Consider the following 12,455-nt stretch of genomic DNA (forward strand, 5'->3'; position numbering starts at 1 on the left):
TGAAGTGTACCCCAGAGAGCCCTCAAGATATTCCCTTACCACCTTTACCTTAAATTCTTCACTATACTTGGACATAAAAACACCCCGGAAGTTAGATTTTTTACTCTAACTTCCGGGGTTCACTACCCGTTCGCAATGAACGCGGGGATTTCCTATAGCAACGAACAATTATTTTTGAACGTTAGCAGCTTGTGGTCCACGGTTACCTTCGACGATTTCGAAAGATACTGTTTGACCTTCTTCAAGTGTTTTGAAGCCTTCGTCTTGAATAGCGGAGAAGTGTACGAATACATCGTCCTGACCTTCTACTTCGATGAAGCCGTAACCTTTTTCTGCGTTGAACCATTTCACGTTACCTTGTAACATATTGTTTCCTCCTGCGGTGATTCTTAATCACCAATGTATTACTATTCCTGCTCACGACGTGCATTCAAGACGACAAGCTTTCACACTCATGCTCGTTGCTTTCGTTCCGAACAACAATAAGTTAATTACTACTATAGCACCGTTATTATCAAATAGCAACCCCTTTTCAAATATATCTATACTAATGCACGATCATCGTCAGCAAAGCGACGGCAGTACCGATACTTCCACAAATAATTGTAAAGGGGAGGTTTTTCCAGACGATACGGTAAGGATTCATCTGAAAGTTGACGGAAGTGATGGTGACGATCAGTCCATACGGGGCAGAAGGGACGGTAGCGATCGCCGAACTTGATAACAGAACGGCCAGAGTAACAGGGGGCAGAGCTTCCATAAGGAGTCCGCTGATCCCTCCGAATATCCCCATAGTAGCCAGTGGATGAACTCCGGCAAGTGTCATGAGCAGAAAAGTCAGCTGAATGATGATCATAATGACTACAGGAGAATCACTGTAGGCGATGACCGGCTGCTGCAGCAGTTCAAGATATGGAGAGGCGTTCAGCGTCTCTGTTAAAACGGAAAGGCTCAGTAACAGTACGATAAAGTTATCAAGGCGGTTCGTATGCCGCTTCCAGGCCGGCCATCCGATTAACCAGAAACTTTTCCGTCTTTTCAAAATCGTACTCCACAGAAAAGCAAAAGGTACGATGGCAATAGTTACAGAGAAAAGAAATTCAAAATCTATGACATTCGCAAGAAAGACTACCACACTTAAAAACAGAATGAGTGCCAGAATAAACTCTTTCAACTTCGCTCTCCCATAACTGTTTTTCTGTTTTGTTTCCTTTTGCAGTTCGTGACTCCCGAATTTCCGGCGACCTGCCAGTGTATCCAGAAAAATACCGGCCAGAGAAATGAGCAGCATCCACGGGAGCACCTGCAGATAATTTGCTCCGGTAATGAAAATGGAGGTCGCCAGTAAAATCTCAAGCGGACTCCAAAGCAGCGCGAGGGAGTAGCCGCGTAACGTAGCCATGGAAACAAAGCTGTTTCTCACCTCCGGACTGAATCTGCTTAACTGCTCTTTCAGTAAGTCCTGGGAAATCGTAGCCGAGGAAAGATTAAGAAAAGCAGCCAGCGACACCATCGTCGCTTCACTTCTTCCGTAAAGCTGCCCGAGTGTTCCTGTCCCTGACTGCAGCAGATCCTTAAGCAATTTGTTGTAGCGTCCCGCTTTCACGGCACTGTTCATCCACGGTAGCACGGATAAGAGAAGCAGAAGTCCGACGTTCCCGGCGAATAACCCCGGTATATCCCGAAGTGAAAGAGAGCCCGAAATGAAGAAAAATCCTCCGGCTGTAAGCAGAACTGTGCCGAGAATCCGAAACACCCGTGATGCTCTCGGAAACGCGAGTAAAATCATTACGATACTAAAAACGCCGATAACGAAATAAAGCGTATCGTTTTCAGTGAATATATGTATGATATTCAGTAAAAATACCGCCGAATAAAAAATGTACAGGTGACTGTATAGAAATTCCCTCATATATTCCTCCCATCCTCCGACCGTAAAATCCGGGCGGCCCTCTATTTATAGAAGTCCGTATTTACAATAAAGGAGCCCGCGATCCGTCTGCTTTATAAAAACTCCCCGATACCTCTGAAGTATCGGGGAGAAGCTGTATCATTTCCTTATATTATACTTGAATGCCTCGTCTTCGTTCATCATTTTTATAGCTGCCCAGATGAGAATGAACTGAATGACTATAATAGGGAGTCCCATCAGACCGGAGACGACTTCGAGCGGTGGCAGACCGCCGATACGCATCAATACTAAAGCTACTACGGTAATAATCGCAGCTATGATGATGCGGAGCGTTTTCGGCGGTTCGAATTTACTCATATCGCGCGTACTTGTATAAGCCGCTACGGTATAAGTCGTGGAGTCCAGCGTCGTCGTAAGGAAAATCAGGGCAACGATCATGAAAAGAGTGATAGCAAGCCAGCCGAGAGGCAGAGTGGACAGTATTTCAGGAATTGCTGCCATTCTCTCTTCGTTCTGGACAAGCTTCAGAATGTTCATATCTTTGTTCAGGTATTGATACACTCCAAGGCCACCGAGTATGCCGGTAGCTATCCATGAGATCAGAGTCGGTGCCAGGAAATAGGTGAGAATCATTTCCTTGACCGTACGACCGCGTGAGATTTTAGCCGCAAACACGCCGTGCAGCATCGCCCACGTTGCACTGTAGGCAAAGAAGAATACGGTATTACTCTGGACGTGGGACATTCCGCCTTCATGAACGGAATCCGTGTTCAATGAAAGATTGATGTAATTTGAAATCAGGAAAGACACGCTGTCGGAGAAATAGTTGAGAATGAATATCCCGGGGCCTGCAAAGATAATGAACAGACCTAATGCTCCGGCAAGATACATGTTTAGCGTACTGAGCCTCTTGATCCCTTTTTCGATACCTGCATAGGCACTGAGGGAGAATAAAAACACCCAGACGATAGTAACGATAAGCGTTAATGTGAACGTGATTTCAATATTCATAAGGTGAGCCAAATTGTACGTTACAATCGGAGCGCCGAGGCCGAGAGTAACAGCAGCGCCGGAAAGAATACTGATCAGGAACAGAATGTCGAAGATTTTTCCGCCTATTCCGTCTGAGAATTTATCTCCGAATAAAGACCGGCATGCTTCCGATACACGCATAAGCGGACGCTTACGCACGTGCAGAATGTAGCCCATGGCAGGGGCGATCAGAACGAATATCGCAAATACCTGGAATCCCCATAGAAACATACTGTAAGCATTTCCCCACAGTATCGCTTCCGGAGACCCGGCTTCCACTCCGGCGGGCGGATCGTTGGCTACCGACGTCCACTGAAGCATACCGGTACGCATGATAGTGGAACCGAGTCCCATGGCGATAAGTATGGAAGAATACTCGAACAACGAGAACCGTGGTTTCTCTTTGGGGTCACCAAGAACTACCTTTCCGTATTTTGAAAATGACAAATACAAACCTGCTACAACTAATATAATTCCGTACCACAGATATCCCCATGTAAATGATGTGACGATTGAATCAAAAATGGAGTTCAAAAGCTCCAGTGATTTTGCTTCGTACATGGCAAAAGGGATACTAATGGCGATTACAATCAATAAGGCGGGTATAAATATTTTGTAATCAATAAGACCTTTCTTTCCCATTCGAATCCTCCTAATATATATTTTCGTTACTTAATTTAAGCAGAACGACTATACAATCCCCACTCATTTACATGTTTAAACATATTTTCTAACAAAAGGGTTTTCAAGCAGGTGATCTCCTGGATAAAAAAGCCTCAGGAATCCACCTGAGGCTGAATCTATTAACCTGGAGAGCTTCTACTTACTGATACTGCCACTCCAGTCGCGCATGCCACCTTTCAATACCTGGGCCTGTATCCCGTTTTCTGTAAGGATATCTGCAGCCTGGGTACTGCGGGGGCCTGCAGCACACACTGTTACGTACTCTTTGTGGTTATCCAGTTCACTCAGCCTGCTTTCTATCTCATCCAAAGGAAAGTGGATAGCCCCTGGGATCATGCCTTCTTTCACTTCCTCATCTGTACGGACATCGAGCACTTCCACATTCTTATGATTGTGTTTCTGTTTCAGGGTTTCTTCACCAATTTCTATAGCCATCTATGAACCTCCTTTTATCATTCAATCTTTGTTCCCTGTTTACCTCAGCAGCACGACAAAAAAACATTTTCCAAAACTTTTTATCTCTCTATTATCTCTTCGTCCACTTTTGTACCGAGATGCCTCCCCGGCTCGTCTGAGATAGCGAGAATTTCCTGTCCGGCTTTAAGTTCCAGTAAAGGGCATTCCCCTTTTTCCTTCTCACTTACATATACACTGGCCGATTTCTGTAGAGTGACCGAGACGAGTTGTTTTCCGTCCTTACATTCCACCCGTAAAAGCGGACGTTTTTCCATTTTTACGCGGCCGAGAGGAATCGTCCGCTCTTTTTCCCCGTCCGTAATACTGACCTCTTCGCCCGCCCGGCACTCATGGAGGTATTTTGTCTGTTCACCCTGACGAATATACTGATGAAGCGCCCCTGCATTGATCCTGAAAGGACGTGCGGGGTACCCTTCCGACTCTCTGTTTTCTGCGAGTACTTTGATATATCCGTGCCCCGTGTTCCCTACAAACACCCCATCAACGGGCTTCAGTATATCCACGAAGTCCAGACATACCCTCACCCCTTCTCCGATTTCTTCGATTTTAGTGACTTCCATATATTTTTCCTCATTCATATCGCATTCTCCTTTGGTTGATTTCCAACTTACCCTTCTTCTATACTATTAGTATTACTATAAACGAAAAGAGGATTCTGATGAGAGTAGCCATTTTCGATTTTGACCGTACTTTGTTTCCGGAAGAAACCTTCCCGCTCATGATGACCCATCTTAAGACACACCCGATGCATTACAGAAAATACAACACTTTCATGAGAAAGATAACTCCTATGTATACTGCTTACAAACTGAAACTCTATCCCGAAAGAAAAATGAAGGAAGACTCCATGAGAAGTTATATTTCTTCTTTTAAGAAAACGTCCCGTGAAGACGTGGATAAATTTTTCGCCCAGCTTGCGAATCAGATGAAGAAAAGGCTGAACCGGGAAGTACTCGACCGTCTGGAGTGGCACAGAAACCGGGGAGATTATACGGTGCTTGTCTCCGGCGCTTTCGAACCGATGCTTGAAACGATTACGAACGATCTGCCTTTTGATCTCGTGCTCGGCACAGAAGTTCCCTACAAAGAAGGTTACCTCGACCATAAAAAACGGATCCAGCACGTGAACGGGGACCGGAAAATGAAAAAAGTGATGGAACATCTCCGCTCGGCCGTCATCGACTGGGACGGCAGTTATGCGTACGGAGACAGTTTTTCCGACCTCGACGTTCTTGAGGCCGTAGGGAATCCGGTCGCGGTACAGCCGGAACCGAGACTTAAAAAAGTGGCCGATCAGCTGAACTGGGAGACTATACCCGTCGAACAGAATCAAATATTTCCGGGGAAATAAATCTCCGGCGATTCATCCCAAGTCCTCCCTGTCCGTTATAAAAAAAGAGTGATTTTCTTGTATTGCTAAAGAAAATCACTCTTTTTTCCGTCGGAATCCCTCATCCCTGTCAGGACGAAGGAACCGTCTCCGGAACTTTACTTATGAGGGTACCCCAGAATAGTTTTTACTTCCAGGTACTCTTCAATACCGTGGTCTCCCCATTCTCTGCCGATGCCTGAGTGTTTATAACCACCGAACGGTGCAGCAAAGTCCGCTTTCGTATCATTGACTTTAACACGGCCGGCGCGTATACCTGCGGAAGCTTTTCTTAGTTTCTCTTCGTCTTTTCCGTATACGTATCCCGCAAGACCGTACTCCGTATCGTTGGCGATTTCGATAGCCTCATCGAGGGAGTCGTATGTGAGAACACACATGACGGGTCCGAAGATTTCTTCACGTGCAATGACCATGTCATTGTCGACTTCCGTGAAGACAGTCGGCTTCGCGTAGTATCCCTGCTCAAGACCTTCGGGTTTCCCCGGGCCGCCGACGAGAAGCGTGGCGCCTTCCTCTGTCCCTTTTTCCATATAGGACTGGACAGTATCCCACTGCTTCTGGGATACGATCGGCCCCATATGATTTCCGCCATGCGGGTCTCCTACTTTGAATTCAGGCAGTACGTCTTTGATCGCCTGCTCAAATTCATCCTTCATCGAAGAAGGAATAAGGGTCCTTGTAGCTGCTGAACATACCTGACCGGTATTATTCGTAATGTGTGTCAAAGCTGCACGGGCGGCATCTTTCACATCTGCGTCATCAAGCACAATCAATGGAGATTTCCCTCCGAGCTCAAGCGCTACATTCGTAATATTTTCTGCCGCGTTTTTCATAATCTTCTCACCTGTGGCTCCCGACCCGGTAAAGGAAACGAAATCGATATCCTCATGAGAGCTTATGCCGTCCCCGATAACTTCTCCGGTACCATTCACCAGGTTGAACACACCTTTTGGAACGCCTACCTTATCGAATATTTCCGTAAGAATAAACGCTGCAAAAGGCGTCTGTTCCGCCGGTTTCAATATAACAGGACTGCCTGCAGCAAAAGCGCTGGCAATCTTCGTCGATGTCTGGTTCGTCGGGAAGTTCCACGGAGTGATCAGGCCGCTGACACCACTCGCCTCTTTCATCCTCGTATGTCCTTCATGTTCTTCGATGAACGGAAAATTCTTCAGCGACTCCGCTGCCTGGGCGAAGTGGTTATACCCCATCATGAAGTGGACTTTTTCCGAAACTTCCACAGGAGAACCGAGTTCTTCTGTAATCGTGTCTATAATGTCGTCTTTGCGGTTGTTGTACTCTTCGGCAATATCCTCAAGCATTTTCACTCTTTCCTCTTTAGGCATTTGTGAAAAGTGAGGGAAAGCATCGCGTGCAGCCTGCACCGCTTTGTCCAGATCCTCTTTTGTTCCGAGGCTTATCTCTCCGAACGCTTCTTCGGTAGCGGGGTTGATGACTTCTGTCGTTTCAGAACCGGTGGACTCCACCCATTCTCCGTTAATATAGTGTTTAAGATATCGTTTCATAATGAAAGCCTCCTTTATTTTTCACTGAATGTACTATCTTTATCTACACAGGAGAGTCTTTCCTAATTCTGCAAATGTTAAACATCAGGCACCCGTCGTGCAGGAGAGAGCTACCTCCGGGTTGTGCTTTTTTCAAGGTAAAAAACCGTCTCCGAATCAGTGGGAGCAGGGTAATGATATTCCTGCTGATAAGACTCCTCCCCCTTACCGGTAATTACCACCCAGTCTTTCTCTCCGCTCCTTCTCAGAGCTTCTTCGATAGCCAGGGTACGATCGGGAATGACTTCCCCGTTCCCCCGTCCGTACCGGCGCTGAATCTCATAAAGGATCTTTTCCATCTCTTCTTTTGAAACTGAATTAAGGTCATCGAGAGTCAGGATATACTGATCACTCATTCTGGCGGAAACTGTAATCATCTCTTCTCTTTTCTCCTCGTCTCTGTCCCCCCGGAAACCGAACAGATGGATGAATTTACCGGTGCACTGACTTCAGACTGTGTCCAGGGAATGATACAGGGCATCCGGGGTGTGGGCGTAATCGATCGCTACTGTACGATCTCCGGATAAATAGTGGACCGAAAACCTTCCTTCCACTCCTTTGAAACCGGTAACCGCCCGAGCGACTGCCTCATCCCTTGCTCCCATCAGCTTCACGGTACCATATGCCATAGCTATGTTATACATGTTGTGGATACCGGCAATCGATGGTTCCAGAAAGATTTCCTTTCCATTATGACGAAGGAGGAGTTCCCCGGCCCCATCGTCATATTCACTGATGTACACATCACTGTCTTCTCCGGCATCGACAGACACGACGGAAGTATTCTCTTTCCTCAGTTCACCGGCAAGCTTCTCTCCCCATTCATTCTGCGTGTTGATTACCGCCTGTCCTTTCTTTGTCAGCATACGGAACAGCTTCTTCTTAGCAGCAAAGTAATTCTCCATGGAACCGTGATAATCCAGATGGTCGTGGGTAAGGTTGGTGAAGAGGGCGTAATCGAACACAAGACCTTCCACTCTGTGCTGCGTTAAAGCATGGGAAGACACTTCCACAATTACAACTTCATCATCACTTACCGCAAGGAGCCTGTTGATTTCCAGTAACGTGGGAGTCGTGTTCCCTGCCGGATGTTTTTCTTTGTTGACGATATTACCCGTGCTGCCGAAAAGGGCGCAGGAAACCCCACTTTCTTCAAACATACTTTTTAAGAGGTGGCCGGTCGTAGTTTTGCCGTTGGTCCCGGTTACTCCGATCACCGTCTTGTCTGCTGCCGGGAAGCCGTAATAGTAATCGCTGATCACGCTCAATGCTCTCCGGCCATCAGCCACCTGGATATAAGGGACGGAGACTTCCACGTCCCCCTGTTCCCCCACAACCGCAGCCGCACCTTTCCCGACCGCATCCTGGATATAGTCGTGGCCATCTCTCTGATATCCTTCAATTGCAAAGAAAAGGTACCCGTCCTTCACCTCCTGCGAGTTATAAGTTATTCCTTTAATCGTTACATTCGGCAATCCGTCCGGGAGTGCCACTGCTTCTTCTTTCAATATATGGTTTATCCGATCAAATTTCATAGCTGGACTCCTTTTATAAATCTTAGAATGGATTTCTGCTCTGCTGTCAAAATCTGATTTCGTTATGTATTAGTTCATTATACGAGTGAACGGAAAAAATACAAGCCGGGGCGACTACCCTGACTTGTACATCTGCTTTCATTTCTCGAGGCCGGCCACCCCGAAACCGCCGGGTCCGGAGTGTGTGGAGATCATACCCCCTGCCTGAATCCATCTGATATTTCGAAAACCGTAATCTTCAGCTGTTTGTTCCATCAATTGCCTGGTTTCCTCGTCCAGACCGGCAGAGTAAATGAAATACAGCTGATCGGGATCCAGGTTGTATTCACTGAAATAATCGTGGAGCAGTTTCTTCCCGGCACCTTTCATTTTCCCCCGGTATTTCTTCGTTGAAATCAATTTTCCGTCTTTCAGGTCTATCCGGGGTTTTATTTTCAACAGCGTTCCGATCAGTGATCCTGCATTACTCACCCGGCCGCCTGCTTTCAGAAACTCAAGACTGCCCGGGATAAAAGACAGTCTGGCTTTCGGTACCGTCCGTTTTATCCTTTCTATAAGCTGGTCTACTCCCGTTTCAGGCTCCTTCTTCACTATTTCTGCAGCATAAAGTACGACTGCAGCAAGCCCTCCTGTTACATTCAATGCGTCGATGAGATGTATGTCCTCAAATTCTTCCGCAGCGATGACGGCATTCTGAAAAGAGGAAGATGCCTTGGAGGTGTAACCGATATGAATAATATCGCATCCCGGGTGTGCCTTCCGAATTGCAGTGAAAAGCTCTTCATATTCATGTACGTTCGTAGCCGTAGTGGATGGGATTTTTTTCGTGCGTTCATAATAACTGTAGATCTCCTCCACGGGGAGAGAGCCATCCGGATAATCCTTATCATCCATAATAATGTGCATAGGAACTGTGTAAAGATTGTATTTCACTTTCAAATCCTCTGGCAGGTCGGCACCGCTTTCGGTGGATAAGATGATTTCTTTCATGCTTTTTCCTCCCGGTTCGCAGTTGAAAAATCTCCTGCGGAATTATATTGCTGTACGTCGGATCATGAAAACGTTCCATCCTTCTCCCTTTCCCTGCAGCAGAACTTTTAATAGTGTTTGTCAGGACACCCGCTCAAGAACTTCCTCCACTTTGCGGTTAAGAGGCTGAAAGTCAGGCGGGGGCGTCTCTTCCCCGGTAATCTGATATTTCTCCTTCAAATCTGCGATGCGCTCGACGCTCTCGTTTATTCTTGCTTCCGACAGTTCCCCATTCTCGACAGCTGCTTTCAGTTCGTTAAAAACAGTGGAAATCAGGTTGGAGTCATGCGCCATAAGAAGCAGGTCCCCTCCGGCTTTCACCGTCTCCACGGCCGCATCTTCCACACTGTATTCATTCGTAATAGCCCCCATCGTTAAATCATCCGTAATGACTACACCTTCGAAACCAAGATCGTCTCTCAGGACGTCCGTAATCACCGCTTCGGACATCGAAGCCGGATACTGGTCGTCGAATGCCGGCAGCAGAATGTGGGAGGTCATCGTGACGTCCGCTCCCGCCTCGATAGCCTGTTTGAACGGAATAAGCTCCATCTGTTTCAGCTCTTCATAACTTTTCGTCACTTTCGGAAGGTTCAGATGGGAATCTACACTCGTGTCTCCGTGCCCCGGGAAGTGCTTGATAACAGGTACCACTCCCTGCTCTTCAATTCCTTTCATTACCTGAATACCGAGTTCGCTTACGGTTTCCGGATCGCTGCTGAAGGAGCGGTCTCCGATGACAGGGTTGTCCGGGTTACTGTTCACATCCAGAACGGGGGCGAAATCCAGATTAAAGCCGAGTTCATTCATCTGTGCCCCGAGGATTTCACCGGTTTTAAAAGCGAGTTCAGGGTCCTCCAGCTCTCCTATCTCCCCGCCCGGCGGAAGTTTAGTGACTTCCGGAGGCATACGTGAGACCCGTCCGCCCTCTTCGTCCACTCCGAGCAGAAGCGGATAAGGGTTGTTTTCATTAACCTGCTTCATTTCATTCAGAAAATCGACGGTCTGAGGGGCACTCGTAATGTTGTTGCCGAACAGAATAAGACCGCCCACGTGATATTTTTCAATAACTTCCTTCGTCTCCTCATTCATCCCGGTACCGCTGACGCCGCCGAAGATCATTTGACCGATCTTTTCATCAAGACTCATGTTACTGATTTTCGTATCGGACGCTTCTTTTGCCCCCGCACTCAACGTCACGTAGTCCACTTCTGTTTTCTTCGCTTCATCGTCAGACCGGGGAAAAACAAACTCCAGCACGCGTCCTCCGGAAAGCGCATAGACGAGCGTCTGGTCCTTTCCGCTTCCCTTATTTTCCGTACGGTCGGGCTTTTTGTGGGACTTAACATCGTCGATGCCGAAGGAACTCTCTTCTTTCCTATCCGATTTCAGCATAGTCACCGTGTCGCCGCTAAGTCCGATTTTCACGTTGCGGGAAGAATAGTCCAGCACAGTCTCCCCTTTTTCATCAGTTGTCTCTTCCGGTTCCCCCCACTTCTCCCGCACTTCTTCACGGGTCGTTTCGCCGACTGTAAACGGCACCCCGGGCACCTCTCCTTTTTCAGCACGGGAAAAGATTTCCGCCGGACGACCACCGGCTTCCCCGTTTTCGTTTTCGGAAGTACCTTGCTCTTTCCCGGTCCCCGGCTCACTCCGTTCGTTGCCGAAAATCAGGAACACACTAAGACCAAGAACGATAATACCGATAATGATCCCCATTCTTTTACGCATACTACGCCTCCGCTCTCCCCCGCTCATGTTTTATTTTTCTGAAGCAGGGCAATTACTGTGACTACATTATACATGAAATCATGAGATGTTCAGTATTATGAAAATATTTCAGAATTTATCCCTTTACTGCAAATCTTACGCTTCAGAAGACAGCGGCTCCCGCTCATGTTTCATAAGAAAATTCCAAGGGTAAAAATTCACATATGAAGGTAATGACCGGTAAAGGAGGCAGAAATATGAAAGATGATATTCAATACGGAGAAGACTATAAAAATATCCCGGCAACGTCGAAGGAAAGCGGAAGATTCGGGAAACTTGCTGAGAACCTGTGGTACCACACTGTTCAAATCGTGAACTTATGCTACGTTGCGAACGTCTCTAACGGGGGCTGGGTCCTTATTGATGCCGGCATGCCAAATTCCTCCGACGACATCATAAATCGGGCAGAGGAAACTTTCGGTAAAGACAACCCGCCTGAAGCTATCGTACTGACTCACGGGCACTTCGATCATGTTGGCTCGATAGTAGAGCTCGTTGAATACTGGAATGTGCCCGTATATGCTCACGAACGGGAGCTTCCATTTCTGCGCGGAGAAAAAGCTTATATGAAACCGGATTCTTCCGTTCAGGGCGGGGCTGTAGCTAAACTATCCGGTCTTTTTCCGAAAGATCCCGTAGATCTTGGAGACAAAGTGTATCCTCTTCCACAAGATGGCAGCGTACCGTTTCTTGAAGAGTGGGAATGGATCCACACTCCCGGCCACACGCCCGGTCACGTATCCTTTTTCAGGAAAAGTGACCAGGCGCTGATTGCGGGAGATGCTTTCACTACAGTGAAGCAGGAGAATCTGATGGATGTAACTATGCAGAAGAAAGACATCAGCGGTCCTCCCCGTTATTTTACCCCTGACTGGAAAGCTGCTCACACCTCAGTCCGGAGACTGAGAGACCTGAACCCGGCACGGGCCATTACGGGACACGGGCTCCCGATGGAAAATAACGAACTCAGTAAAAACCTAAGTTATCTGGCCGATAACTTCGAAGAAATTGCCGTACCGGATTACGGCCGGCACGTGGAAGATGAAGAATAATCAGCTCTT

The 12,455-nt window shown here is 47.3% G+C and carries 12 protein-coding genes; 2 read left to right on the plus strand and 10 right to left on the minus strand.

Annotated features, from left to right (window positions below):
• Positions 1-168 precede the first annotated feature (168 nt).
• The 5 genes from CKW00_RS07980 to CKW00_RS08000 all read right to left on the minus strand — a co-directional run bounded on the left by CKW00_RS07980 (position 169) and on the right by CKW00_RS08000 (position 4,683).
• Positions 169-366 carry a cold-shock protein gene (locus CKW00_RS07980; protein WP_008588184.1) on the minus strand — a complete coding sequence of 66 codons (198 nt, stop codon included), beginning with the start codon at positions 364-366 and terminating at the stop codon, positions 169-171.
• A 181-nt stretch (positions 367-547) separates the two neighbouring features.
• A complete protein-coding gene (locus tag CKW00_RS07985) occupies positions 548-1,912 on the minus strand; it encodes a hypothetical protein (protein ID WP_095822140.1) in 1,365 nt (454 codons plus the stop codon).
• A gap of 138 nt (positions 1,913-2,050) precedes the next feature.
• A complete protein-coding gene (locus tag CKW00_RS07990; protein ID WP_095822141.1) occupies positions 2,051-3,586 on the minus strand; it encodes a BCCT family transporter in 1,536 nt (511 codons plus the stop codon).
• Between the two features lie 177 nt (positions 3,587-3,763).
• A complete protein-coding gene (locus CKW00_RS07995; RefSeq protein WP_095822142.1) occupies positions 3,764-4,063 on the minus strand; it encodes a rhodanese-like domain-containing protein in 300 nt (99 codons plus the stop codon).
• 80 nt (positions 4,064-4,143) lie between these two features.
• Complete coding sequence (locus tag CKW00_RS08000) at positions 4,144-4,683, minus strand: 3-dehydroquinate synthase II (protein WP_095822143.1); 540 nt, start codon at positions 4,681-4,683, stop codon at positions 4,144-4,146.
• Between the two features lie 80 nt (positions 4,684-4,763).
• Between CKW00_RS08000 and CKW00_RS08005 the strand changes: the two genes are divergently transcribed.
• A complete protein-coding gene (locus tag CKW00_RS08005) occupies positions 4,764-5,456 on the plus strand; it encodes an HAD family hydrolase (protein WP_095822144.1) in 693 nt (230 codons plus the stop codon).
• 137 nt (positions 5,457-5,593) lie between these two features.
• Here the strand turns inward: CKW00_RS08005 and CKW00_RS08010 are convergent, their stop codons facing one another.
• From CKW00_RS08010 to nagZ, 5 genes are all read right to left on the minus strand, one after another.
• Positions 5,594-7,021 carry an aldehyde dehydrogenase family protein gene (locus CKW00_RS08010; protein WP_095822145.1) on the minus strand — a complete coding sequence of 476 codons (1,428 nt, stop codon included), beginning with the start codon at positions 7,019-7,021 and terminating at the stop codon, positions 5,594-5,596.
• A 110-nt stretch (positions 7,022-7,131) separates the two neighbouring features.
• The gene (locus CKW00_RS08015) at positions 7,132-7,488 is read right to left on the minus strand and encodes a glutamate ligase domain-containing protein (RefSeq protein ID WP_408640532.1); all 357 of its coding nucleotides are present in this window, start codon (positions 7,486-7,488) and stop codon (positions 7,132-7,134) included.
• 21 nt (positions 7,489-7,509) lie between these two features.
• On the minus strand, positions 7,510-8,595 hold the full coding sequence (locus CKW00_RS08020; protein WP_095822147.1) for a Mur ligase family protein: 1,086 nt from the start codon (positions 8,593-8,595) through the stop codon (positions 7,510-7,512).
• A 138-nt stretch (positions 8,596-8,733) separates the two neighbouring features.
• Entirely contained in the window at positions 8,734-9,585 is an 852-nt protein-coding gene (locus CKW00_RS08025; RefSeq protein ID WP_095822148.1) for a DegV family protein, read from the minus strand.
• Positions 9,586-9,705: 120 nt separating this feature from the next.
• Entirely contained in the window at positions 9,706-11,355 is a 1,650-nt protein-coding gene (gene nagZ, locus CKW00_RS08030) for a beta-N-acetylhexosaminidase (RefSeq protein WP_095822149.1), read from the minus strand.
• Positions 11,356-11,591: 236 nt separating this feature from the next.
• Here nagZ and CKW00_RS08035 point away from each other — a divergent pair, with 236 nt between their 5' ends.
• Positions 11,592-12,446, plus strand: coding sequence for an MBL fold metallo-hydrolase (locus CKW00_RS08035; RefSeq protein WP_095822150.1), 855 nt, complete (start codon positions 11,592-11,594; stop codon positions 12,444-12,446).
• Positions 12,447-12,455: the final 9 nt, after the last annotated feature.

The sequence above is a fragment of the Salimicrobium humidisoli genome, assembly GCF_002295105.1.
Classification (GTDB): Bacteria; Bacillota; Bacilli; order Bacillales; family Halobacillaceae; genus Salimicrobium; species Salimicrobium humidisoli.